Origin of the sequence: Veronia pacifica (assembly GCF_001707825.1) — a bacterium.
In the GTDB taxonomy this organism is placed as follows: Bacteria; Pseudomonadota; Gammaproteobacteria; order Enterobacterales; family Vibrionaceae; genus Veronia; species Veronia pacifica.
In genome coordinates this window covers 11,936-38,802 of record NZ_LYBM01000048.1, presented here as the reverse complement: position 1 = coordinate 38,802, position 26,867 = coordinate 11,936, and the positions used below count along the sequence as shown (strand labels likewise).

Annotated in this window: 20 protein-coding genes and 1 riboswitch; of the genes, 8 read left to right on the top strand and 12 right to left on the bottom strand. The window is 44.7% G+C overall.

The features are described 5' to 3' along the window. The 3 genes from A8L45_RS19480 to A8L45_RS19470 all read right to left on the bottom strand — a co-directional run. A partial coding sequence (locus tag A8L45_RS19480) for an iron-containing alcohol dehydrogenase (RefSeq protein ID WP_139122424.1) occupies nucleotides 1–298 on the bottom strand: 298 nt, incomplete at its 3' end. Beyond that, nucleotides 295–1,692, bottom strand: coding sequence for an aldehyde dehydrogenase family protein (locus A8L45_RS19475; RefSeq protein WP_068905027.1), 1,398 nt, complete (start codon nucleotides 1,690–1,692; stop codon nucleotides 295–297). The genes A8L45_RS19475 and A8L45_RS19480, both read right to left, overlap by 4 nt. A 9-nt stretch (nucleotides 1,693–1,701) precedes the next feature. Then, nucleotides 1,702–3,069 (bottom strand): glutamine synthetase family protein, encoded by a 1,368-nt coding sequence (locus tag A8L45_RS19470; RefSeq protein ID WP_068905026.1) that lies wholly within the window; start codon nucleotides 3,067–3,069, stop codon nucleotides 1,702–1,704. Nucleotides 3,070–3,760: 691 nt separating this feature from the next. On the opposite strand from A8L45_RS19470, the gene A8L45_RS19465 reads away from it, so the two are divergent. Beyond that, nucleotides 3,761–4,264 (top strand): cytochrome b, encoded by a 504-nt coding sequence (locus A8L45_RS19465; RefSeq protein WP_083228426.1) that lies wholly within the window; start codon nucleotides 3,761–3,763, stop codon nucleotides 4,262–4,264. 1,394 nt (nucleotides 4,265–5,658) lie between these two features. Here A8L45_RS19465 and vctC read toward each other — a convergent pair. The 6 genes from vctC to potE form a co-directional block, all read right to left on the bottom strand. Further along, entirely contained in the window at nucleotides 5,659–6,414 is a 756-nt protein-coding gene (gene vctC, locus A8L45_RS19460) for an iron chelate ABC transporter ATP-binding protein VctC (protein ID WP_068905025.1), read from the bottom strand. A 9-nt stretch (nucleotides 6,415–6,423) separates the two neighbouring features. Then, entirely contained in the window at nucleotides 6,424–7,374 is a 951-nt protein-coding gene (locus A8L45_RS19455; RefSeq protein WP_068905024.1) for an iron chelate uptake ABC transporter family permease subunit, read from the bottom strand. Then, a complete protein-coding gene (vctD, locus tag A8L45_RS19450) occupies nucleotides 7,364–8,302 on the bottom strand; it encodes an iron chelate uptake ABC transporter permease subunit VctD (RefSeq protein WP_068905023.1) in 939 nt (312 codons plus the stop codon). The genes A8L45_RS19455 and vctD overlap by 11 nt, the downstream gene beginning before the upstream one ends. Before the next feature lie 29 nt (nucleotides 8,303–8,331). Next, a complete protein-coding gene (locus tag A8L45_RS19445; RefSeq protein WP_068905022.1) occupies nucleotides 8,332–9,234 on the bottom strand; it encodes a siderophore ABC transporter substrate-binding protein in 903 nt (300 codons plus the stop codon). 340 nt (nucleotides 9,235–9,574) lie between these two features. Continuing rightward, nucleotides 9,575–10,027, bottom strand: coding sequence for a hypothetical protein (locus A8L45_RS25385; RefSeq protein WP_245680774.1), 453 nt, complete (start codon nucleotides 10,025–10,027; stop codon nucleotides 9,575–9,577). A gap of 12 nt (nucleotides 10,028–10,039) precedes the next feature. Continuing rightward, nucleotides 10,040–11,359: a putrescine-ornithine antiporter gene (gene potE / locus A8L45_RS19435; protein WP_068905021.1), complete on the bottom strand. Its 1,320-nt coding sequence runs from the start codon at nucleotides 11,357–11,359 to the stop codon at nucleotides 10,040–10,042. 430 nt (nucleotides 11,360–11,789) lie between these two features. Between potE and adiA the strand changes: the two genes are divergently transcribed. Continuing rightward, complete coding sequence (gene adiA, locus A8L45_RS19430; RefSeq protein WP_068905020.1) at nucleotides 11,790–14,084, top strand: arginine decarboxylase; 2,295 nt, start codon at nucleotides 11,790–11,792, stop codon at nucleotides 14,082–14,084. Between the two features lie 220 nt (nucleotides 14,085–14,304). Here adiA and A8L45_RS19425 read toward each other — a convergent pair whose 3' ends face one another. The 3 genes from A8L45_RS19425 to torR form a co-directional block, all read right to left on the bottom strand. Beyond that, nucleotides 14,305–14,730, bottom strand: a complete 426-nt coding sequence (locus A8L45_RS19425; protein ID WP_068905019.1) for a hypothetical protein — start codon at nucleotides 14,728–14,730, stop codon at nucleotides 14,305–14,307. A 92-nt stretch (nucleotides 14,731–14,822) separates the two neighbouring features. After that, entirely contained in the window at nucleotides 14,823–15,293 is a 471-nt protein-coding gene (locus A8L45_RS19420; protein ID WP_068905018.1) for a DUF2947 domain-containing protein, read from the bottom strand. 32 nt (nucleotides 15,294–15,325) lie between these two features. After that, nucleotides 15,326–16,036 (bottom strand): two-component system response regulator TorR, encoded by a 711-nt coding sequence (gene torR / locus A8L45_RS19415; protein ID WP_068905017.1) that lies wholly within the window; start codon nucleotides 16,034–16,036, stop codon nucleotides 15,326–15,328. Nucleotides 16,037–16,408: 372 nt separating this feature from the next. On the opposite strand from torR, the gene torC reads away from it, so the two are divergent. The 6 genes from torC (at nucleotide 16,409) to A8L45_RS19380 (ending at nucleotide 26,855) form a co-directional block, all read left to right on the top strand. Next, the gene (gene torC / locus A8L45_RS19410; RefSeq protein WP_068905016.1) at nucleotides 16,409–17,572 is read left to right on the top strand and encodes a pentaheme c-type cytochrome TorC; all 1,164 of its coding nucleotides are present in this window, start codon (nucleotides 16,409–16,411) and stop codon (nucleotides 17,570–17,572) included. An 86-nt stretch (nucleotides 17,573–17,658) separates the two neighbouring features. Beyond that, entirely contained in the window at nucleotides 17,659–20,190 is a 2,532-nt protein-coding gene (gene torA / locus A8L45_RS19405; protein WP_068905015.1) for a trimethylamine-N-oxide reductase TorA, read from the top strand. 100 nt (nucleotides 20,191–20,290) lie between these two features. Further along, nucleotides 20,291–20,938: a molecular chaperone TorD gene (gene torD / locus A8L45_RS19400; protein ID WP_068905014.1), complete on the top strand. Its 648-nt coding sequence runs from the start codon at nucleotides 20,291–20,293 to the stop codon at nucleotides 20,936–20,938. Between the two features lie 313 nt (nucleotides 20,939–21,251). Continuing rightward, a complete protein-coding gene (gene purR, locus A8L45_RS19395) occupies nucleotides 21,252–22,262 on the top strand; it encodes an HTH-type transcriptional repressor PurR (RefSeq protein WP_068905013.1) in 1,011 nt (336 codons plus the stop codon). A 308-nt stretch (nucleotides 22,263–22,570) separates the two neighbouring features. After that, nucleotides 22,571–22,669: riboswitch (cyclic di-GMP riboswitch) on the top strand. Between the two features lie 128 nt (nucleotides 22,670–22,797). Continuing rightward, nucleotides 22,798–23,391, top strand: a complete 594-nt coding sequence (locus tag A8L45_RS19390) for a TfoX/Sxy family DNA transformation protein (protein ID WP_068905012.1) — start codon at nucleotides 22,798–22,800, stop codon at nucleotides 23,389–23,391. A gap of 1,322 nt (nucleotides 23,392–24,713) precedes the next feature. Then, nucleotides 24,714–26,855 carry a dihydrolipoyl dehydrogenase family protein gene (locus A8L45_RS19380; protein WP_068905011.1) on the top strand — a complete coding sequence of 714 codons (2,142 nt, stop codon included), beginning with the start codon at nucleotides 24,714–24,716 and terminating at the stop codon, nucleotides 26,853–26,855. Nucleotides 26,856–26,867 lie beyond the last annotated feature (12 nt).

Below are 26,867 nucleotides of genomic sequence, written 5' to 3'. Positions count from 1 at the left end.
CGAGAGCAGAGCCTCCCCCCAGCACAATAATGCCATCGTGACCGCCACTTTGATAAGCCTTAACGCCCTGTTCAACATTCTCTCCTGTCGGATTGCTTTTGACATGACTAAATACCCCAAGAGCAAGTCCGGCCTCCTGACAAAGCGCGATCACCTGCTCACACATTGGCAATGCAAGGATCCCGGGATCAGTGACTAAAAGAGGATGCCTTATATTATGAGTAGCGCACGCGGACGGGAGACTGCAGAGACTGCCGTCACCAATTGTCATCGCTGTGGGGTAATTCCACTGATTCATTTGTCACCTCCGGGCTTTTTGATGTGATACGACTTGGGCCGGGTCAGCATTTCAAATCCAACCTGAGACAAAGTACAACCTCTTCCAGAGTTCTTCACACCAACCCATGCCAGACCGGGATCCAGATAGTCACAGCGGTTCAGGAAAACAGTTCCCGTATCTATATCGTCAGCCAACCTCTCGCCCACTTGCTGATCCTGAGTGAACACAGCGGCAGTGAGACCAAATTCACTGTCATTCATCAGTGAAAGAGCCTCGTGATCATCCGCAACCGACATGACACCCAGTACCGGACCAAACGTTTCTTCATGCATCACCCGCATACTATGGTTAACATGAGAGAGAAGTTGAGGGGCAAGGTATGGCGTGCCCGGCTTATGCATCGCAAATTCACTTTGATCAATTAACGGCATTGCGCCCTGGCGAATCGCTTCATCCACCTGTCCCCTGACAAAATCAGCTGCCCCTGTTTTGACTAACGGCCCAAGCGTGGTTGAAGTATCATCCGGCCTTCCCAATTGGTAACGCCTGACGACCTCAACTGATTTTTCAATCACCTCATCATAAATCGATTGATGAATATAAAGCCGCTCGATACCGCAGCAAGACTGGCCTGAATTAAAAAATGCCCCATCGATGACTGTTTCCACTGCGGTTTCAATGTCTGCATCCTTCCGTATATAGGCAGGATCTTTACCGCCCAGTTCTAGTCCAGAACTGATGAAGCGTCCCGCGACGGCTTTTTCTACCATTGCCCCACCCGGAACTGAGCCGGTAAAAGCAACGTGACGAACCTGAGTTGCCTGAATGACCTTCTCGGTATCTGCATGGCTGAGGTGAAGATATTGAAAAACCCCTTCCGGCAATCCGACGTGTTGAAAGGCCTCAAATAATCTCTCTGCACAAAGAGGGGTCTGCGCAGAATGTTTTAGTACCACAGTATTGCCCGCAAGCAACGCGGGAATAATGGCATTTATCGCTGTCAGGTAAGGATAATTCCATGGCGCAATCACAAACACGGTACCGAGTGGAACTCGTTTGATATATCGATTAAAGCCGGGTTTGTCTGGTAAAGCTATTGAGGCTAGCGAATCCTCAGCAATGGCAATCATATGTCTTGCCCGCTCTTCCACCCCATCTACCTCACCACCACTGAATGCAATGGGTCTTCCCATCATCCATGTGATTTCTTCCGCTATTACCCGTTTATTGGCAACGAGGTACTCTACTGCTTTACTACAAAATACTTTACGTGCCGAAAGTGGAAGTGCTTGCCAATATGACTGGGCTTTTTCTGCTCTCGCAATAGATGCTGAAATGTCACCAGCTGACGCCATTGTCCGCTCTACATATATTTGGCCATCGACCGGAGATATGGTGCGAATTCTATCCATCTGCCCGCCCTAAATAATTTCGAAATACCTGTCGAGTTCCCAGTCTGTGACATGTTTACGGAACTCTCGCTCTTCCCACTCCCGAGATGCAGAAAAATGATCGACAAACGCGTCACCAAACAATGACCTTGCCGGATCTGATTGCTTCAATTTCTGAGCGGCCTCCCACAAGGTTCGGGGCAACTGCAGAGCCGCTGGATGCTCCTGTTCATAAGCATTGCCTTCCACTTGATCTGTCGGCTCAAGGTTATTTTCAATGCCGTGAAGACCAGAGGCGATTGCGGCAGCCAGTGCAAGATAGGGATTTGCGTCAGCTGCACCAAGGCGATATTCGACTCGCTGTGACTTTTCCGTTCCGGGAATTAATCGGAGAGAAGCTGTCCGGTTTTCAACTCCCCAAGTTGCTGTTGTTGGCGCCCAGAAACCGGGAACCATCCGGGAATAGCTGTTTATTGTCGGGGCAATCATGCATAACACATCCGACATCAACTCTTGCTGACCCGCAATAAAGTGACGCTGGGTATCACTCATATTTAAAGGATGATGGGGATCGTAGAAGGCTGATGAGCCGTCTTTGTTGCGTAATGATATGTGTATATGTCCACTCTGGCCGGGATAGTCATTCGTCCATTTAGCCATAAAGGTCGCCATCATCTCGTTTTTCTGAGCCAGAACCTTCATATAAGTCTTAAACAGAGCGGCTTTATCTGCGGCATTTAAAGCACTGTCGACAGAAAGCGCAGCTTCAATAACGCCAGGGCCAGTTTCGGAATGAATACCTTCAATGGGAAAATCCATCGTTTCACCCATGGCAAGAATCGCTTTGTACAAACCTGAATAGGTAGAATTCCTAATCATGGAATAACCAAACCAGTCCGGAGTAATTGGTTTGATGTTTCTGAATCCTTTTTCTCTGATCGAATGTGGTGTTTCATCAAAGATGAAAAATTCATACTCAAGGGCAGCGAAAACATCAAAGCCCATGTCGTCTGCCTTTTGCAGTACCCGCCTCAGAGTTGCTCTTGGGCAGACCATTTCCGCCTCGCCAGAAAACTCCGCCACAAACAACAACATGCCATCTTCATCTAACACATCCCGGCAAGTTTCTGGCAAGACCCTGACAGGTGCATCCGGATACCCAGTGTGCCAGCCAGTGTATTGTGTATTGTCGTAAAGCTGATCTTTTACGTCCCAGCCAAGCACAACATCACAGAAAGCAAACCCCTTATCTAACGAGGAGAAGAATTTCTCTTTCGACATGTATTTGCCACGCATGACTCCATCATTGTCAAATAATCCGACTTTGACATGGGTTAAGCGTCGGTCTTCTAAAATTTGTTTAGCATCAGCAACACTTTTTACATCTCTTGCTTCCATCTCTGAAATTTCCCCTTTTTTATCCTTGTTCCGTCGAACAGAAAGACAGAAAAATTCATATTGTGACGCGACCACTAAGCGTCAGATATCAAGATTGGTATTGAGCATGTGCGAGAACCATTCCCGATGTTCCTCCTTTCAAACACATAGAGCAACAATACGGCTGACCATAAGATAGGAGGTTGTCAGAAAAATCTGTACGAGAATTGTGCCTCCCCGAATAACAACATTTCATTTCATGATAGTAGAGCAGATGTTGTATTAATAATTATCAAAGAGTTAACGTGAAGCGACATAAATGTTTTACGCAATCAATATACTCGCATGACAAGAAAATATCGCAGAACTCCTGCAAAAGAGATATACCACTGGTGACATTACCTCTGTTGGATGGATAGATAAGCGGTTACTAAAATTGAATATAAATTAAATAATATCATAGTTTTATAAATACTATTTAGGTTGTCTGGTAAGGGCATCAATAGTCAGTGACTATAGTGTGGGCTTGTGGTGCTTATTCATAAATGTTCTGCACAGAATATCACTAATAAAAACTCATGTTAGATGAGCATTACCACTTCTATCCGACTGTTAAACACCCATTAGCTCAGAAGCGCTTGTTAACCTTTTGTTAAATGGTTAACCTTAAAACTCAATTAAGGGATTTATAAATAAAGAAAAGGATAGCTTTGTGGATGTTAACGAGCAGCAATCAAATAGAGGATATAGTTTTTTAGCAAAAGTGCTTCACTGGAGCTTTGTTATCATATTCATCTATGGCGTCATAAAACAAGTCAATGATATAAGCCAATTAGAAGACGAATCTCTCTTGGTTTTTGAAATCGTCTTCGCCTTTCTTTTTGTTACCCTTCTCGGGATACGTTTTGTTTACATGAAAAATACTCAGACTTCATTGCCCAGTGAATCACCGGAATGGCAGAAAAAAGCTGCGAGAATAGTACATCTTGGCATGTATCTAAGTTTGGCCATAATCGCAATTTCAGGCTTGATAATTGGTGGACTCTTTTGGCAAGGAAAAAGTGAAGGTCTCCTCATTGACAGTATTGTTGTACTACATGAGCTATCTGTTTCGTCCAGCTATGCACTTATCTCAGTACATATCATTGCAGCCTTGTATCACAAAATACTAAAGGATGGTGTTTGGAGTGCTATGGTCCCAATGAGTAAAGACTGAGTAACCTGATTTCAACAATAGTATTGTCTAGTGCACATCGCAATAACGCTTTTCGTCCACTCGCCTCGCAAAGGTCGCGTTACGCGGTTTCAGAAGCCCTCTTCAAATTAAAGTGAAGCGGCTCTTGAAGAAATGAGGTGATACTTTCTACCGTTCTACTAAGTAGTTCTAAGGCTTGATTCAATAGCGTCATACCCATTAAATACCGAAACAGTCGGCGGCATTATTTTTAGATATAACACCCCATGGACACTCTTCTTTAGGGCTTGGAACAGAAAATAATGTTGAAATTATTGGCGAAGGAAATCAACAGTGATGTGGTAACATCGAAAATCAACACTCTAGAAATTTTATTAAAGAGCTAAAAAACCTACCATTTACTAGCAAAGAAATTTATTCTAAATTTCAATATAGTCGTGTATGGAAGAATAATATTAGCCCTTCTTATTTTCAATCTTATTGATAATAAATAGAGGATTTCTTATCAAGACTATTTTATATTAAGATGGAATTGACCAGTTTTACGAACATTAAAAAATACAGAAATTATATATTTAACAATTAAACAATTGCTAATTTATTTATCTTTGAAATAATGATTTCTTATCTGGCTATGACGATTCGTCACAAACTTTTTAAAAAAAGGCAGGCGTTTGTGCCTGCGTAAACTTAGCCCTAACGTTGTTTTCAATTTGTTTATAATCACCTTTTAAGTGTTTTGTTCACATCCCACTTACTATTTAACCACAGAGGTTTTTTCTAAGTCTTATCAAGTGGTATTTAAACCATACCAGATGTTTTTTATATTTCACGCATTAAGAAAAAGATATTATAGAAGTGTGACGAGAATCTCATCAACAAACACAAAATATAAATTAACCTTATCAGATATTTTTATTTACGCTTACATTTTTTCATTAAAGATCATGATTGTTAAATTAATTTAATTTAACAATTTTTAATGTAACAATACCTAATATGCAATCATGTTTATATTGACTATGAGATATACCCACATTAATCATTTTCACTCACTTAATTTACTTGTTGTATCTATTCTTGACTCAAAGAAAACCTTCGACCATAACCCAGCCCATTACTTCAACATAAGACTAAATGCACTTTTCTTAGAATATCCGAGAAGAAAAACACTACCTGTCAATATGAACTGCTTATTATTGATGTGTTAGGAGCGGTGTATTACACACTTTCAGTCACAAAGACCTTCCATATTACGGGCTATACATCCGATGGACATCGAGGACGGTAACTCTGTCTGTCACTCTGCTAATATTATCGCCCATTCCTAACTGACCACCACATCCCTAAGAAATGACTGATACGAAAAAAAGAGCACCCTTTTGGGTGCTCTTTCAGATTCAACTAATATCTGTTCAGTGGTAAACGCACATTCTCTTACCATTAACTTCAATGATATTAAAAGGCGTCTCATAGATAGCTTCCAGAACATCCGGTTGAATCACGTCATCGACTGACCCGCTTGCGGCAAGTTGCCCTCTCTTTAGGGCGATGATTTTGTCTGAATAGCAGGCAGCAAAATTAATATCATGAATGACCACCACGACAGCTTTATCCATGTCGTGAGCCAGCTTCTGGATATTTTTCATGATTTGCAATGAGTGCTTTATATCTAAATTGTTAAGCGGCTCATCAAGAAACACATAGTCTGTATCCTGTGCAATTACCATGGCGATAAATGCCAGTTGCCGTTGACCACCACTTAATTCATCAAGGTATTTGTGCTGAATATCGGTAAGATCAAGATAGTCAATCGCTTGCTGGATAACGGATTGATCCTTTTCGGTCAATCTCCCTTTGGAATAGGGGAAGCGGCCGAAAGATACCATCTCCCTTACTGTAAATCGCATTGCGATATTGTTGGCCTGACGAAGTACAGCGAGCCTCTGAGCCAGTTGCTGATTATCCCACTCGGCTAACTCTTTGCAGTCTAAATGCACTGTACCGCCATCGCGATCCAAAAGTCGGCTTGCCATCGACAGAACGGTACTCTTACCAGCCCCATTGGGACCGATAATCGCAGTCACTTTTCCTTTATCAAATTCTGCGCTGATTTCATCAACGACTTTTTGTTTACCAAAATACTTGGTCAGCTGGTTAAGTTTTATCATAGTAATACGCTAAACCACTTTATTTCTCAGCAGCATAGAAAGGAAATAAATTCCACCAACGAAATTAATCACCACATTCAGGGTGGTTTCAAAATACAACACTTTTTCGACTATCCACTGACCGCCCAGAAGCGCACAAATAGACATCAATGAGCAGGCAATCAGCAGCACCTTATGGCGGTATGTGGAAAACCACTCTCTGGTCAGGTTTGTAACCAGTAAGCCAAAAAACATCACAGGACCAATCAAAGCGGTCGAAATAGCAATCAGCAACGCAGAAAATATCAGAATTTTGCGATTGAATTTATCGACATCAACACCGAGGCTGATAGCGTTATCTCTGTCCAACCAAAGCACATCCAGCACCCTGTTCTGTGAGAATAACAATGCCGCAGCAACCGCTAACACTGGCGTACAGAGATAGACGAGTTCCATTTTGATATTGTTGAAGCTCGCAAACAGTTTTCCTTGTAGGTAACTGAACTCATTAGGATCCATCACCATAGTGAAAAAGGAAGAGATGTTGCCAAACAACTGTCCGATAATCAGTCCGGCCAATAACAGGATGATTAGATTTTTCCGTTTGCCCTGAAAATAGAATCCAAACAGCAACACCGAGAAAATCACCATCATGATGATCGACACAGCAAAGTTCAGGTAATGGTTGATAGCTAACGCACTCATTCCACCAAAAAACATCACAATTGATGTTTGAGTCAGCACATAAAGACTGTCAAACCCCATAATACTTGGCGTGAGGATTCGATTGTTGGTGATCGTCTGAAAGACCAGAGAGGCCTGAGCTACAGCGATACCTGCCAGAACCATCGCAAGCACTTTTGGTACACGACGTGACAGAAAATATTGGTAGTTATCGGCGGTTAGTCCAACGCCAATGAAGCATGCTGCAAACACAACAGCTATCAGGGCCAGCAACGCCAGTTTTTGTTTATCTCTCACTGACCTGACTCCGGGTGATTAAAAATAGGAAGACACATCCACCCAAAATGCTCAGCACCATGGAGATGGGAATTTCATACGGAAAAATAATCAGGCGACTCAATATATCGCAGCCCAACACCAACAAGGCACCACAAATGATTGTCAGAGGGATATTCTTTTTCAGATTGTCACCGAAGAAATGACTGACCAGATTGGGAACAATTAGACCGAGGAAAGGCAGTTCGCCAACGATCATTACTACAGTGGCCGACAGAACAGAAACCAGGATAACGCCTATGGTAATTACCTGTTGGTAGTTAAGGCCGAGGTTAGTGGCAAAGTCCTTACCGATTCCGACAGCAGAGATACGCGTGGCATAAAAATAAGTAAAAAAGCCAATTGGGACAGCAATATAAAGTAACTCAAAATCCCCAGCCAACAGGGTTGCAAAGTTGGCTACTGCCCATGTCGACATGTTCTGTAGCACATCGTATTTGTAGGCAAGGAAGGTAGATCCTGATTGGATAACGTTACCAAAAATAATACCGATAAGAGGTATAAAAACGGCATTTTTGAACTGAATACGCTGAATGAATTGAACGAATATCAGGGTACCCAGAATTGAACAACCGAAAATTAACCATAACCCTTGTCCATGACCAAGAAAGACCAGACTGAGGACATAACCCAACACAGCACATTCAATGGTGCCAGATGTAGAGGGCGCAGCGAAACGGTTCTGACTGATTTGCTGCATGATAAGGCCAGCAATGCTGAGTGCAGATCCAGCAAGTAAGATGGCAATCAGTCGCGGCAATCGACTGGTGAACAATAAGTGAAGCGAGCTGGGGTCGCCTGCCATTACTGACATAAACTCCAACTCGCTAACGCCCACAAAAAGGGACGTAAAACTCAATGCGACCAGTACAAGCAATAACTTCTTCAAAGTTTACTCCAGCTTGTATGGCACCTTATTTAAAGGCCTGCAGATTGTTTGATATCTGATACCATTTGCTCAGTTGCGCGAACGCCTGAAATAGACAAATACCACGCCGTTGTATCAAGATACGTCAGCTTGTTATTTTTGTAAGCCTCTGTGGCTTTAACCAAATCATTGTCCAGCGTTTTACGTGCTGTGCTCTTTCCTTTCAGCTGATCACGATCAATTACCAGCATTGTCTGAGGATTTGCTTCCTGAATAAACTCATAGGAGATTTGGTCACCGTGAGTAGAGGTTTTCAGGTTTTTCACTGCTTCAGCGTAACCAAAATCTTTATAGATTGAAGAGAAACGAGATTCAGCGCCAAAAGTTGATACCTTGCCACCAGACGTCAGAACTGTCAGTGCATTGGTACCGTTTTTCTGGTTTTGTGCTTTAATCGCTTTAAACTCTTGATCAAGCTGCTCTATTTTTTGCTCAACCTTGTCTTCAGCATGGAAAATCTTGCCAAGATTACGCCATTGCTCTTGGGTAGACTGCCAGTAGCTGCTGAATTCAGCGGCAAAAACAACAGTTGGTGCAATTTTAGACAGCTCTTCATACTGGCCTGTAGCACGTGGACCAATAACAATGAGGTCAGGTTTCTTCGCGTAGATCGCTTCAAAATCAGGTTCAAAGAAAGAACCGGCAGTCATATACTCGTCGGTTTTGTATTTAGCGAGGTAATCCGGGAAAAGAGAGAATTTCGCTACTGATACAGGCTCAACACCAAGGCTATCCACCGCATCGAGTGCGCCAAGACCAATAACAACAACGCGGTCTGGTTTACCTTCAACGGTCGTTTTTCCTAAACGATGCTCAACAGTGACTGAATCTGCTAACGCAGGCATAGCCAAGAATGCAGTCAAAGCGGCTGCCGTGCCAAATACTTTATACATAGTGGAAACCTTAATGAGAGTGGTTATCAAAATCGTTCGCAAATATACAACCTACGTCTCATTTGTTCAATAGATTGTGGAAGCAATACGATTCATAAAATCAGAGGCTTGTCGAAATTTAAGAAGAACATCGCAGTATGTATTTTAAATGCTTGAGAACTAACAACCAGCCAGGAAGTAACCTCATACAGGTCATTTTTTCGTACACTTATGCGCTGTTCGAAGGAAAGATAACGAGCTGATATATAAATTAAATGTACATTTTATTAACCATTGATGAATTACTCTCTTCTTCGATTGAAGCAATACAAGTTAACAAGTTCGGTATTTAGTCAACAAACTACTCCGCTCCACTCACACTATCACTTGGTTCATCAGATGGAGGAGCGATCCGAATTCTCCTCCCCTGATTGTTGTCGAGATCGGGGTGATCGACTAACAAGTGTTTCCTAATCTCAGGGTCAACAGCCTCATTCTCTGGGTGATGATGGTGATATATTGGGGTTTTTGGGCGATACACGTGCGGCGGACGATCCCCTTCCAATGTCGAATCATGAATACGCTTGCCTGTAAGTACCTCAATCGCCGTCGTGTCATCATTTGTATTTTCTTGTGGAACGCTCTCAGCACCTGAGTCGATGACATTACTCGTCCCTTTCTCACTGGCGACTGATTTCACTGGCGCTGCGACGTTGAACCAAATAACGGTCATCATCAGAGCTAGCGAAAATAGTCTTTGCAATAGGCCTTCCACACGAAAAAAGTGCCTCAACAAATCAATGAACTTTTGCATATTTGTCCCCTCCTACACAGCCAGATTTGAATCCTGATCCCGCGCAGCAACAAAGCCATAAAATATATAGCCGATGAAGGTTACGATAGCGCCATAGAACACTGCTGACTGACCGCAGGCATACACGCCATACAAACTGTAAGCAACGGCTAGCGTCCCCACGACCGCACCCACCTGATATTCTTTCTGACTAACATTTTTCTTACGAAGAATGACTTCTAGCCCTGTGAGGGCAAGGATATATGGCACCATATTTATAAACACAGCCAGATTAAGCAGTACATTGAATTGATTGACTAAATTTGGCGATATTGTCATGAGTGCAAGCACAAGCTCCAACGCCAACATAATTAACATACCCTTGATCGGGGCATCTGATTTGTTGACCTCACTGAAGATTTTAGGGAACAGACGTATTTCAGCCGCAGCTTTAGAAACTTGTGCATTGGTAAACTGCCAGCCAAGTAGCGAACCAATACAAGCAATCACTGCCAATGCTGTAATGACCTGACCAACCGTCTCATTGAACATATATGAGTAAACCAAGCCAAAAGGCGCCTCAGAATGCGCCAAAACATCATTTGGAATGATCCCCTGAATGACCGATGTGGAAGCGATATAAACGACCGCGGTAAAACTGGTTGCCAACATGCACGCTAAGGGAACATTCTTTTCTGGATTTTCAACAGCGCCCGAGTTGGCACCAGCAGATTCAATACCGAGAAACGCCCAAAGCGTCAGTGCAATACCGGAAGAAATGGCTGTAACCGTCGTGTCTTGATGCGGATTCCACGCTTCGGCAAAAAGCTGAGGTTCAAACCAGAACCAACCAACAATCGACAGCCCCAACACGGGTATGATGATCCCCCACACTGTGATTGCAGAAATCTGTCCAGTTATCTTCGGGCCCCAAAAATTCGCGCACATAGTCACGATCAGAATCCCAATCACTGTGAAAAATGTGTGTATCGGTGTCTCTTTAATCCACGGAAAAAATGGCACCAGATAGCCAGCAGCAGACACAGCGATAGCGACAGCACTGATCACCAGACACACATAATAGGTATAAGATGCAATGAAGAAGGATGACTTACCATGTGCCTCGTCTGCATATGCAGACATTCCGCCGTCCCTCGTACAGTACATACCGCACTTGGCAAATGCATAAGCAATACACATAGCACCCATCGCCGTTACCAGCCATGACAAAAGAGAAATTGCCCCTGTCTGAGCAAGGCTCGCTGGCAACATAATGACTCCTGATCCCATCATATTGACTGTCACTATTGTTGTCAGACCAATCAGTCCCATTTTGTTTTGTTCTGAAGCCATCTTATTCCTCTCCAATAGATTTACGATTCTTGCTGGAAGCGCCCCTGGCGGGACTACCGGAAAATTGCCAATCGCCAGAATAGACGAGCGCGACATGTGAAAAGGTCAGCGGTAATTATTTAAATACACTCAACGACATCTTTATTGTGTGGGTCTAACTGACAGGACGAGAGTACCTTGAGTCCACATCACTAAATGCATCGTTTACAAGACAGAAAGTAAGAAGATATAAAAGTTAAAGACCATAAATTTTATAAATTTAATCATAGGGATATGGAATTATTGATAAAAATAAAATTGCCCATTATTTAATGCAGATATTTTGACTGGATTTCTTTTTTGCGACTTATTCTCATCTGACTCTCTCTTATAGTGATGTAGCTCAACGAGCTTTGAATGATTTTTACTCACATTGCGCCGGAGAAAGGCCATGAAAAGGTATGGAAAGAAATTCAATGTTTTGATTTTAGAGGAAGCCAACAGAACAGGCGTCGTAGGCAGTTCAATTGAACGTCTGGTCTCCGAACTGGAAAGCGAGGGAGCACAGGTGTTGGTCGCTAATAGTTTTGACGACTGCTATTCAGTCATTTTCACCAACACAGCCATTGACTGCCTGATGCTGTCGTCAGCAATGAGCGGCTCACAACTTGAAGAAAACGAACGTTTTTATGTACTGATTGAAAAGCTGAACAGACGTCAGCAAGGGGTTCCGGTATTTCTTCTGGCTGAGAGGAAAAAGATCACTCTCCATGTTACCCGCGAAATGATGGAGAAAGTGGACGAATTTGCATGGATTTTAGAGGATACCCCTGATTTTATCGCGGGTCGTGCCATCGCTGCAATGAAGCGTTATCGCGCCAAACTTCTACCCCCCCTCATGGCCGCATTGATGGAATATGATGATATTCACGAATACTCATGGGCAGCGCCGGGGCATCAGGGTGGCGTAGGTTTTACCAAAACACCAGCTGGCCAGCGGTTTTACAGCTACTACGGCGAGGGTATTTTCCGAACAGACATGGGGATAGAACGGGGAGCAATTGGTTCACTTCTTGACCATACCGGCGCATTTGGCGAAAGTGAAAAATTCGCAGCGCGGGTATTCGGTGCACACCAATCTTACTCTCTTGTAACAGGTACCTCTGGTGCCAACAGAACCATCATGTCTGCATGTATGAATGAAGACGATATTGTCATCTGTGACCGAAACTGCCACAAGTCAATTGAACAAGGATTGATGCTATCCGGTGCAAGGCCTGTTTATCTTCTTCCCACCCGAAATCGTTACGGTATTATCGGCCCCATTTATCCCGACCAACTCTCCGAACCCGTCCTTAAAAAGCGGGCTGAAGAATATACCTTGACCAAAGACCATGCCCAGAAACGTCCGGTGTACGCGGTGCTCACAAATTGTACCTATGACGGGCTCTGTTATAACGCAAAAAAAGCACAGGATATTCTTGCTGCCAGCAGTGACCGAATACACTTTGATGAAGCATGGTATGGGTATGCACGCTTCAATCCTATTTACGACAATCACTACGCGATGCGTGGCGACCCGGTGGAGAATCCTGACAGTCCAACTGTTTTTGCTACCCATTCAACCCATAAACTGCTGAATGCCCTGTCACAGGCTTCTTTCCTTCACGTGAGAAATGGTAAGAGTGCCATCAGTTTTGACCGCTTTAATCAGGCTTATATGATGCACGCCACCACTTCTCCCCTCTACGCAATTTGCGCATCAAACGATATTGCTGCAGCAATGATGGACGGTAATAGAGGCCACTCCCTCACTCTCGAAGTCATCCGCGAGGCTGTCGACTTCCGTCAGGCAATGGGAAGACTCAACCGTGAATTCAGTAAGTCTGGCGACTGGTTCTTTAAGCCCTGGAATGCCGATACCGTCAAAAACCCGGAGAATGGTCAGACTTATTCTTTCGAAGATGCACCAGCAGACTTACTTTGTGAAAGCCAGCAAGCATGGATGATGAAGCCGAACGATGACTGGCATGGCTTCAAAGATATGCCAGACGATTGGTGTATGCTCGACCCGATCAAAGTCAGTATTCTTGCACCGGGTATGGGTGACAACGGCGACCTGCTTGAAACAGGCGTGCCTGCCACTCTGGTGACTTTATATCTGGGACGTTTCGGTATCGTCCCCACCCGGACAACAGATTTTCAGGTTATGTTCCTGTTTTCAATGGGGATCACTAAGGGGAAATGGGCAACGCTGGTCAATACGCTTATGGGCTTCAAAAGGCACTATGATGCCAACACACCACTCACTGAATCACTGCCGGATCTGGTAGGCGAATTTCCCGATGCTTACAGTGAAATGGGCCTCAAAGATTTAGGCAATAAGATCTTTGATTATCTAAAAGAGCATAATCCAAGCGAAGTGCTCAATGCCGCATACGAAAACCTACCGGAGGCCATTGTCACACCGCGCGAAGCATTCAAACAAATTGTTTCTGATAATGTGGAAATGGTGCCATCTAATCAACTCACAGGTCGCGTTGCAGCCAATGCCGTTATCCCCTATCCACCGGGTATTCCCATGCTAATGTCAGGGGAGAGCTTTGGCGATCAGAACAGTCCACAAATCAAATACCTCAGGAGCCTTGAAGTATGGGATGAGATGTTCCCGGGTTTTGAAAAGGAAACTGAAGGCACAGAACTTCATGATGGCGTGTACCATGTGATGTGTATAAAGGATATCTAAGCGGGTGAGGTGAAATTAGGTATTTTATAGATAATTAGTTGATATATATGGGGTAAAAGGCCAGCCATAGTAGGCCAATACTAAAGCTGGCTTTTTAGAGTTCAGTTAAGAACAAGGGCATTCTATCCAGCACCAGTAGAGAATTCTGTGAAATAGCTACAAGACTATATGGATCCAGAGAGTTATAGGGCAGTTTTGCGATCAGGCTTGTCTTATCTTGTCAGTTGCTTTGCAGGTTGTAGCGACCACACTCGCCCACACCACTGGCAATGTAGCGTTCAGCCCGCATTTTCTCTGCAGCTTTCCGCCAGTCATCGATTAATTGTTCTTTTGGGGTATCACGTCCTGGCCGTGTGAAAAGGTATCTGTCAGCAAGATGGTCAAATTCATCGAAATTCATCATTTCCAGATAGATAACGCCCAACCATCGATAGGCAAATGCTCGCTCCTCACGAGTGCCAATAACCGTGTACTGCTGAAAGCTTGTTTGCGCTAACGGATAATCACAGTTCAACAACTGACCATAAGCCACATTGAGTTCACTGGACATCTTCGGGGAAAGCGTCAATTCTATCGCGTCAGTGAAACGAGTTGGGTTACAGCCTGTAATGGCAACAATCACTATCACTAGGGTTATACACTTCATGCTACTGCCTTACTTACAGTGAGCAAAAGGCCAAAGACAAAAAAACCGGCCGCAATATGTTACGTCCGGCTTCTTTCATCTCAACTGGTGAATTATGGGCGTTTGCCGAGTTTCACCGAGCCTGACTGCTCAAACATTGCCACTTCCTGCTTTCTCCGCCCAAGTAACAGCGGCTTATCATCATAGAACAGGAAATTTTTCCAATACTTCTTAAACATAGCCCATCGCGTTTCAATGATGTTAGTTTTGTCATAACAGAAGTAAACGACAATATTATCTTCCCAGCAAAAGTGTTCAGTAAAAGCGTCCGGGAGATCAGTCTCGTCTTCCCATGCCGTCATCCAGTCAATTGGTTCAGCCCATACAGATGCCTTGTTGGGCCAGTCTTCACTGCCAAAATGATCAGGGGTTGGACTCTTGCGACTGACAAATTCCGTCCACAGCTGCGCTGAACGCTGCTCGGTCATGGGTTTTATTGCCGCTCTGTCATCCTGTTCAACAGGCATAGACTGGTGGGTAAATATCCACTTTCGTTTGTAATCATCAAACGGGATGTAATTCATGGTTATCTCTTGTTGACTGGTCTTGTGTCGGCTCAGGAGGTGAACATATACCCTTCACCGTGCACAGTTATGAAAAGTTGCGGTTTTTTAGGTTCGGTTTCTATTTTGTTTCTCAAACGACGAATCAATACATCGATAGTCCTGTCATTCGGCGCATCAACCCGATGACTAATCATATTCAGTATTCGCTCGCGGCTCAGCACTTTGTTTGGGTTTTCAGTAAACGCTACCAGCATCTCAAATTCAGCTTTGGTCAGCTTCACCGGCAAGCCATCTTTCACTAACGCTCGCCGTTTAACATCGAAAACACACTTCCCGAACCTGACAAGCTGTTTGTCTGCCGTCAAAGGAGCAGTGTTTTCAGGCATTTTATGAGCCAGCGACATCCTCCACAACAGGTTTTTAACCCTGACTTGCAATTCCCTCAACTCCAGAGGTTTTGAGGCATAATCATCAGCGCCCATTTCCAGCCCGACAATACGGTCAATGGAGTCTGTCCGCGAGGTGATCAGAATGATACCAATATCAGACTGAGTGCGTAATTCACGGGCCAACGTTAAACCATCCTGGTCGGGTAAATTAATATCAAGCAGCACGAGATCAATCTGATGTTCCGCAATTTGCTCACGCATCTCTGCGCCACTGGCTGCATGACTGACCTGATAACCGACCTTCTCAAAGTAGCTTCCTACCATGTTCCGGGTCACTGCTTCATCATCTACCACCAGAATATGCTGGTTCATTCCTTCACCTGTTCACATTTCATCTATATTTCATGAAATCTTATCAATTGGGCATTTTGAAAACTTGATTCAGATCAGCTAAAGGTCAGATTGACCCTGGTTTATGCCGGGTTAAGCCATCAAATCCATTCAATAAATGAACAGGACTTTAGTCAAAATAATACTAATAAACAGTAATTTATAGTAAATACTGCGTGTGCTGAATTATTACCCTCACCCATTTTGTTCATATTTGTTCACATTCCAATCTTGCTGTTCATAGCCGTGGGTAACCATATTCACATCGTCTCCCTAATATTGTCGCCATAAAGATAGCATTTCAATTTGCTGGGACCTGTGTCACGGCAGACAACTAACGGGTATATCGTTCATATGAAAAAACTTCTGGGAAGGCTCACGAAACCAAGTGCCAAGTACTCAGTACTCGCGCTGATTCTGGTGGGCTCTGTCATTACAATCATCGGTACTATTACCGCGCACGAGTCTCTGCATTTTTTCTCCCAGACCTCATTCTGTACTTCGTGCCACACGATGCGCGGAAACTTCGAGGAATATAAAGAATCCATCCACTACAAAAACCCGATGGGTGTTCGCGCTGAATGTGTTGACTGCCACCAGCCAAAAGATTTACCGGGCAAACTGCTACGAAAACTGGAAGCGGCTAAAGACGTTTATCACCACTTCATTACTAAAAAAGTAGATACCCCAGAGAAGTTCGAAGAGCATCGCCTAGAAATGGCGCAGACAGTTTGGGCGCGTATGAAGCGACAAAACTCCAAAACCTGTAAAAGCTGTCACTCCTACGCGGCGATGGATCATGAGAAACAATCCATTAAAGCGCAGATGGAAATGAAAAAAGCAGCCGCTGCAGACATGAACTGTATTGAATGTCACAAAGGTATCGCACACGAACTGCCAAACATGGCGGGTGGTTTCCGTAAGAGCTTCCAAGAACTTGAGAAGCAATCAGTTGCGCCTGCAGATGCCAAGACATTGTTCTCGATCAGTGAAAAAGACCTCTTCGCAGTTGCTGACGCAAAAGCAAAATCTGAGGGTAAGCTCCTACCAGCATCTGAAATCACAGTTATCGGTGAAGAAAACGACATGCTTAAAGTGCGCGTCGACGGCTGGCTAGAAAAAGCAGGTAAAGGTCGTGTGATGACCGAGTACATGGGTAAACGTGTATTCAAGGCCACCATCCGTGGCGAAGTGAAAGCAAGTGAAAAGCTGATTGAAGAGCAGACAGACCCAGCGACAAACATTGTGTGGCAACACGTCAGCGTTGAAGGCTATGTCACTAAAGACCACCTCAACGGCAGCATCGAACCTGTCTGGACTTACGCCAAAGAAATGTTCGGTTCAACCTGTAACGCCTGTCACGCAGCACCTGCTCCGGCTCACTTCACAGCGAACGGCTGGATCTCAGGCCTGAAGGCGATGAGTTCTTACTACCGCCTGAACAAAACAGAAGAGCGCACTCTGCTGAAGTACCTGCAAAACCACGGTAGCGATACAGGCGGCAAAGGCCATAGCTAATTCGCACTGGTCATCTGATTTATCTTTGAGCCGGGTGAGCCCCGCTGACCCGGCAAACACGAATTTAGAAATGTAAGGTTTTTACCATGGCGACAGAAATGAAAAACAATGGCATCACCCGCCGTCGCTTCTTATCTGGCCTGTTTGCAGCAAGTGCAAGCGCAGCAATAGGCTCAAGCCTTCTGGCACCGCGCAGCGTACTGGCAGCAGAAGGGGCTGCAAAAGCCACTCCCAATCTTGATATCCTTTCTGGCTCTCACTGGGGTGCGTTCCGTGCCAAAGTTAAAGATGGAATCTGGGTTGATACCGTCCCGTTTGAAAAAGACCCGCATCCAACCAGCATGCTGGCAGGCTTGCGTGAGACCGTTTACAACCCTGCACGTATCAAATACCCGATGGTACGTATTGACTGGCTTAAGCACGGCTATAAATCGGATACGACACAACGTGGCGACAACCGTTTTGTTCGTGTGCCATGGTCACAGGCACTGGATTTCTTCCACTATGAACTGGAGCGTGTCCAAACCACACACGGCCCAAGTGCCCTTTATGCGGGCCACACTGGCTGGCAGTCAGTAGGTAAACTGCATTCAGCAGGCACCATGATGATGCGTGCCATCGGCCTGCACGGTACCTACCTTGCCAAAGCGGGTGACTATTCAACAGGTGCTGCGCAAATCGTTCTGCCTTATGTCGCGGGTGCGATGGAAGTTTACGAACAGCAAACCTCATGGCCTCTGGTACTGGAGCACGCAGATACTATCGTCGTCTGGGGTTCAGACCCAATAAAGAACCTGCAGGTTGGCTGGATGGTTCCGTGCCACAGCACCTATGGTTACTATCAGCAACTGGCAGAGAAAGTGAAGAAAGGCGAGATCAAAGTCATTCACGTTGATCCTGTCCGTAATGAAACCCAGAAATTTGTCGGTGGTGACCAAATCCCGGTTAACCCACAAACCGACGTGCCACTGATGATGGCACTGGCGCACACTCTATATACCGAAAAACTGCACAACGAGCAGTTCCTCGCCGACTACACAACTGGCTTTGATAAATTCCTGCCTTACCTGCTGGGTGAGAAAGACGGTGTTGCCAAAACGCCTGAGTGGGCAGCGAAAATCTGTGGCATTGACGCAGAAACCATTCGTCAGATGGCGCGCCAAATGGCCTCTGGTCGCACGCAAATTATCGGCGGCTGGTGCTTACAGCGCATGCAGCATGGTGAGCAGTATGCGTGGATGCTGGTCGTACTGGCAGCGATGCTGGGTCAAATCGGTCTGCCGGGTGGCGGCTATGGTTTCGGCTGGCACTACAACGATGCAGGTACTATCACGTCTAAAGGCCCGCTGATGGCTGGCTTTAGTGGTGTAACCGGTGTCGACCCAATCCACAATCACAGCTACAACGGCTACTCAAGCTTTATCCCGGTAGCGCGCTTTGTTGACTGTATTGAAAATCCGGGTCAGAAAATCGACTGGAACGGTAAAACCATCACCTTCCCACACATGAAGATGGCGATTTTCTGCGGTAATAACCCATTCCATCATCATCAGGATCGCAACCGGATGATTAAGGCATGGCGTAATCTTGAAACTGTGGTCACCGTTGATCACCAGTGGACAGCAAGCTGCCGTTTCGCAGATATCGTGCTACCCGCTACCACGACCTACGAGCGTGATGATATCGAGCAATTCGGTAACCACTCAAACAAAGGGATTGTTGCTCTGCGCAAGATTGTTGACCCTATGTTTGGTTCGAAAGATGATTTCGATATCTTCCGTGAGCTGTGTACCCGCTTCGATCGCGCTGAAGCTTTCACTGGCGGCAAGACGAAAGCCGAGTGGATTGAAGAGATCTATAGCGGCGCCGTGCTTCAGGGGCGTGGCGTCGGTGTTCGCATGCCTAAGTTCAATAAATTCTGGGAAGGCGAAGGCTTCATCGATTTCCCTGAAGGCAGTCCATGGGTACGTCACGAGTCGTTCCGCAATGAACCAGACCTTGAGCCACTTGGTACCGCGTCAGGCCTGATTGAAATTTACTGTAAAACCATTGCAGATATGGGTTATGACGACTGTCAGGGCCACCCAATGTGGTTTGAAAAAGCAGAGCGTAGCCACGGTGGACCAAAATCAGCCAAGTTCCCGATTCACTTGCAAAGCTGTCACCCGAAACACCGTCTGCACTCACAGCTGTGTTCATCAACCGAGCATCGCGAGACGTACGCGGTAGCAGGTCGTGAGCCTATTTATATCAGCGTCGAAGATGCCAAGGCGCGCGGTATTAAGAGTGGTGACATCGTACGTGTCTTCAATGACCGTGGTCAGGTACTGGCTGGGGCGGTGGTCACCGACGAGTACAAATCTGGTGTTTGCCGAATTCATGAAGGCGCATGGTATAGCCCTCTTGAGGGGGGTAAGCCGGGTACACTCTGTACGTATGGCGATCCAAATGTCCTGACACTAGACAAGGGCACCTCGAAACTGGCACAAGCTACGTCTGCGCACACTGCCTTGGTAGATATTGAGAAATATAAAGGTGTCGCACCAGCACCGACAGGCTTCAACGGCCCGACTGAGCTTCACAATGTGAATCCTCTGTTCCCAGCAATGGACCTGTAAGCGCATAAAGAAGCATGGGTGTTATGCTCATGCTTCTTCTCCCTCTTTATTTACCCATTTTTGCTAAACTAGCCCGCACTTTTAAATATCAGGAATCATCATGCAGGACTTTATCGCCATTAACGAACAACGTGCCGAGTTTTACTGGTGGATGTCATCCCTGTTTGCCAATGAGCTTACCGAGGAAAACCTGAGTCACTACCATGGCGCTGAGATGTTCAACTACCTCTCAAACCTTGCCCTGACTCCTGAACTGGTGTCTCCTGTTGCACTTTTCAAAGATGCTCTGGCGAAACTGAAACGACGCGATGATGCGCAGCTTGAGTTGGCGGCTGATTTTTGCGGACTATTCCTCAGCACGCCAAAAACAGGTGCCCTTCCCTATGCCTCTTTATACCTCTGCGAGTCAGGCCTGCTTAATGAAAAACCTGCGCAGGATATGGCAGCATGGATGGAGAAATACCAGATAGCGCAACGTAAAGAGTTTAATGAGCCAGGCGACCATCTCGCCGTCATTCTCGACTTTATGGGCAACCTGATCATCCTTGCTAACTCAGCAAGTACCGACGAAAAACGCGAAGCCCTGATGCTGGAGCAAACCGTTTTCATCACGGACATGATGGCGAGCTGGCTACCCACTTTCACAGATACCGTAAAGCGCCAGGATAAGTTTGGTTTTTATCATGCTGCTGCAGCACTTTTGGTTGGATTCATCCAGCTGGATACGCAGTTCCTCAAGGGCGAGTAAAGAAACGCAACATGCGTTATCCAGCCAAACATTAAAAAGCCGGATTTGTCCGGTTTTTTTATATCTCTCGCTTCATTCAAAACAAGCTATGCCACAAATTCACCAGAATTCGCGACAAAACCACGAACCTACTAATTGACCTACACGTAACTATCAGTAAACTGTGAACGCAAGCGATTGGCATTGAGATTTTTTCTACCCTACATCTCCTCATCTTAATGCCTCAATAATTAACGACATAAACACTGCCTTTATTCCGGCGGTGTTATTGCACTTGTCGGCGTAGTCCCGACCAAAAAGAGAAGAACAATCAATGGCCACCATTAAAGATGTCGCCCGTATGGCAGGCGTATCTACAACAACTGTGTCGCATGTCATCAACAAAACACGATTTGTTGCTGAATCGACGACGAAGAAAGTATGGAATGCTGTCGACGAGCTCAACTATGCACCCAGTGCCGTTGCTCGCAGCCTTAAGTGCAACACCACCCGCACTATCGGTATGCTCGTGACTAAATCGACCAATCCATTCTTTGCAGAGGTTGTGCATGGTGTTGAAGAATACTGTTACAACGAGGGCTACACGCTGATCCTCTGTAACACAGAGGGCAATCTAACCAAACAACGTGATTATCTCCGTATGTTGGCTGAAAAACGCGTTGATGGATTGCTTGTCATGTGTTCTGACCTGACTGATGAGCTCATGGGGTTGCTGGAAAAGAAAAAACCTCTGCCCATGGTCGTTATGGATTGGGGTACTGAACATGTCTCAGAAGCAGACTGCATTCAGGACAATGCTGAAATGGGTGGCTACCTCGCTACTAAGCACCTTGTTGAAAACGGTCACAAACACATTGGCTGTATTTCAGGGCAGATGGATAAACTGACTTGCAGTGAGCGACTGAATGGGTTCAGGAAAGCACTGGAAGAAGCCGATATTGAAGTGAATCCTGAGTGGTTAGTTGAAGCTGATTTCGAGTGTGATGCTGCTGTCGATGCTGCCAAACAAATTCTGTCACTGTCAGAACGCCCTACCGCCCTGTTCTGCTTTAACGACATCATGGCACTTGCCACTATTAGTACACTTCAGGAAGCTGGTGTTCGCGTTCCGGAAGATATTTCAGTGATCGGTTACGACAACATCGATCTCGCCGGATTCTTCTCCCCACCTCTAACAACAGTTCACCAACCTAAAAAACGCCTGGGCAAAACTGCCATAAAACTGCTACTCAACCGCATTGCTGACAAAGAGAATGAACAACAAATCTTTGAGATGCACCCTGAACTAGTGGTTCGACAGAGCGTTAGAGATCTCAATTTGTAAACGATGTTACATAATTGAACCGAAAAAGCCTGTTTATAAAATAGGCTTTTTTTGTATTTATAATTATTCATATTGCGTGCATCAATTCGTATTTGATTAGAAAACCAGCTATAAAACATACCGAAATTGGCTGCATGTCTCATTTTATCTCAGTTTCGCGATTCAAAGACTTACGGTGTGTCTGTTGAAACAGTGTTGTTAATGTGTAACAGGTAAACTGGTTTTTATCATAAATATTTGACTTGAGTCACACATATTAGAGTGGTCAATAACGACTTAATTTGCGGATTGATATAAGCTGATTCTCGTCAAGTGAAAGGCAAACCACAGCGAAAGCGTGGGACGCAAAGCCACCGGCCGTAAAAAATGTTTATTCATTTATTCAATACGGCGGCGGGGCTGCCCGGACGTAAACATAATAAGTGCCAATAAATGGCTCATGACAATTCTCCGAGATTGCCTTTATACGTTACCTCTTGACCATTCTTTCAGGAACGCATTGATTGAACGCATCGATTGAACGAGAAGAAGTCATATGGATAAATCAACACTGAACAACTCAATTGAACTCATGAAAGACCTTGGTGAAATCAAATCCAGGTCTATGTTTGGCGGATTTGGTGTATTCTGCGACAAAATAATGTTCGCGCTTGTTGTTAACGACAAATTACACCTAAGAGCTGGAGAGGAGAATGAAGCCGGTTTCAAAGAACTGAAACTGACACCTTATATCTATAAAAAGCGTGGTTTCCCTGTCGTTACCAAATACTACGCGGTACCAAATACTTGGTGGAATGACACCAATGAATTGATGAGACAGGCGAAAATATCGCTCACTCTGGCGAAAAAAGCACAAGCCGTGAAACAGAATACAGGACCAGAGAGAATCAAAGATCTCCCTAACCTGCGTCTGGCCACAGAGCGCATGCTGCGTAAAGCCGGTATTGAAAGCGTTGAAGAACTACAAAATCGAGGATCTCTGGAGGCTTTTCTTGCTCTGCGTAAATCTCATTCTGATAGCCTCAGTCTCGATGTTCTTTGGGCCTTAGAAGGCGCTCTCGAAGGAAAGCACTGGTCAGTAATAACACCTCAACGCAAACAGGAATTACTGCAGCGTCTGGGTGAATAGCGACTAGCATTACTTTAATCAATAATAAGGGCTGATAAATGTCAGCCCTTATTTATTTCTCTTGTAGCCGAAAGGCATACTCACGAATTTATCTACATTCTCTCTCATCGAAATACTGAATAAAATCTATCATCGTTAATTCGTGACCTCTATCATCATTTGAACAATGTTTTATGCTGAAATTTTACATATTTAAGAAATTTACACTATTAAATGATAATAGAATTAGTTTGTTAACGAAAAAGATAATGACAAAAAATCGAATATTTGATGATAACGAGTGCTCATTTTTTGAAGATAAACTAAAAAAGTGCGCCAATCGCTTTAAACTGACAGTGCTCTGCTGTTTTGCATTGCCTTTTCTTTTTCATTTCACTCTGACATCCGGCATATTTGCACCTTCTTTCCTTACCCTACTGGTCTTTTTTTCTGCAGTGATTAATATCTGCGTCATCATATGGGGAATAAGACTCAGCCTATCTGCCCGGATAATGTGGTTTAAGAAAAATACTTGTTCATTCAGTACTATGGTCGCTTTTCTCCCGCTTAGTGCTCTTGTCTTTCAATATTCTTCCTATTGTGTATAACCTTAATACTCACATCGCGCTAAATAGGAAAAATATAAAGACCTCAGACACATCTATATATCCTAACTATCAAAATCCATCTCTGTATTTATCCCGTTTGTTGTGACGAGAAAAAATGAATCGCCAGCTAGTGAAATAATTAATTAAAACGTATTACCTGGGTAGAGTTGTGTGTGTTAAGGAGTAAAAAGATAAAGAACGAAAGACAAGATATGTCTCTGAATTCGTGAAAAACCGAAAAACGAACTAAACCAAGATATATCTGCCTCTAATTAATTACATTCTTGATAATTGTATCATTTTAGCATCCGTACATATACGAAATTAAAAATCTCCCGCCATCAACATAGATGAACCCTCATACTTTCGCGTCATCCGACATTTACCGTCACGTTTGCCAAATGATCAACGTTTATTATGTGATTTTCAAAAATTTTATCCAATATTATCAATACTTTAAATATTAAATTATGCAACGATGAAAGTTTTCCAGAAAAGCTACGGTCAATCCTCTTAGCAATATTGCTCGATATTTTACTCGACCCGGTGCTGATGTCATATCAACCAAAGCATAAGGCTTTTAAGTATTTTGCAGGGCAAATAGATCGAATTCGGTGTAAAACATCATAACCGAACGTTCTAAAAGCAAAATTCTATACCATGATTGATATACTACTCAGGGCAAGCAAGCCTGAGAAACAGGGTGTTTCAGACAAACTTCTGACGGATTAAAGAATGAATACAAAAAAACTGGCGATTTTAGGCATTATAGTGGCAATTGTCGCAATTTGGTTCGGCTTCGACCTCCACACACATTTCACACTGGAAAATGCCAAACAGCAGCAGGCTGCACTCAATGAAGTTATCGAACAAAACTGGTTAACTGCAAGCCTGATTTACTTTTTTGCTTATATTACGATCACCGCCCTCTCACTACCGGGCGCAGCCATCACCACACTGTTAGGAGCCGCACTGTTTGGCTTCTGGTGGAGCCTTCTGCTGGTGTCATTTGCCAGTACGATAGGTGCGACCATTGCATTTTTGGTAAGCCGTTTTATGTTGCGTGATTGGGTTACGGATAAATTCGGCAGCAAACTCGACTCGATCAATAAAGGTATTGAAAAAGATGGCGCTTTTTATCTGCTGACACTGCGTCTTATCCCCGTGTTTCCCTTCTTTCTGATAAATCTACTGATGGGCTTAACGCCATTAAAAACCAGCCGTTTCTACTTGATCAGCCAGCTTGGTATGTTACCGGGCACCATGGTTTACCTCAATGCAGGTACCCAACTGGCACAAATCGACTCTCTGGCCGGGATCATCTCACCGGGAATACTGATTTCTTTGGTTCTGCTCGGCATATTCCCGTTGATTGCCAAGTTCGCCATTGACACTGTCAACCGCCGTCGAATCTACAGTCGCTGGAAAAAGCCTGCCAGCTTTGACCGCAATGTTATCGCTATCGGTGCTGGTGCTGGCGGGTTAGTCACCACGTATATTGGTGCTGCGGTAAAAGCGAAAGTCACCATCATTGAAAAGCACTTGATGGGTGGAGACTGTCTTAACACAGGCTGCGTTCCGTCAAAGGCCCTTATCCGTTCAGGCCATGCGCTGAAAGAAATTCAGCGTGCGAATGAGTTTGGTATCAAGATAGACGGCAAACCAGAAGTCGATTTTCCTGAGGTGATGAGCCGCATTAAAAATGTGATTGCCAAAATTGAACCGCACGATTCGGTCGAGCGCTACACCAGCTTAGGCGCTGAGTGTCTGATTGGTGAAGCTAAGATCTTGTCACCTTGGGAAGTAGAAATAAATGGCAAGGTACTCACCACCAAAAATATTGTTATTGCTACAGGTGCGCGTCCCTTAGTCCCCGGTATTCCCGGTCTAAAAGACGTCAATTACCTCACCTCGGATACAATTTGGTCACTGGACGCCCTCCCTCCCCGTCTGTTAGTGATGGGAGGCGGGCCAATCGGTTGTGAACTGGCACAGAGCTTCGCCCGTCTGGGCTCAGAAGTCACGCTGGTAGAGATGGCTGACCAACTGTTAATCCGTGAAGATGCCGATGTCGCTGAGCTGGTTTACAAAGGGCTGATTGAAGACGGTGTCAATGTACTGCTTGGGCACAAAGCGACAGAATTTAGCCACGACAACGGCCAACAGATCGCCACTCTTGACCACAATGGACAGACAATCAATATTGAATTCGACGCTGTGATGGTTGCATTAGGTCGCGCAGCCAATGTCACTGGCTTTGGGCTTGAAGAGTTGGGCGTTGAATTAACTGAGCGTAAGACTGTTAAAGTCAATGAGTACCTCGAAACCACTTACCCCAATATTTTTGCTGTAGGCGATGTGTGTGGTCCATTTCAGCTCACCCACGCCGCTGGACATCAGGGTTGGTATGCAGCGGTAAATGCTTTGTTCGGCACCTTTAAGAAATTCAAAGCGGATTATTCGGTAATGCCTGCAGCCACCTACACTGCACCGGAAGTAGCCCGGGTTGGTATCAACGAGAAAGAAGCTAAAGCGCAGGGAATTGACTACGAAGTCGCATTGTATGGTATTGATGATCTTGACCGAGCCATTGCAGATGGCGAAGATCATGGTTTTATTAAAGTTCTCACTCCAAAAGGAAAAGATAAAATTCTTGGCGCTACAATAGTAGGAAGCCACGCGGGAGATTTACTTGCTGAATTCACATTGGCTATGCGTCACGGGCTAGGGCTCAATAAAATACTGGGCACAGTACACCCTTATCCGACCATGAGTGAAGCCACTAAATACACCGCTGGCATTTGGAAACAGAAAAATGCTCCCAAGCGTTTGCTTGAGTGGGTAGAAAAATATCACACTTGGCAGCGTAATCGCTGAACACTTCAACAC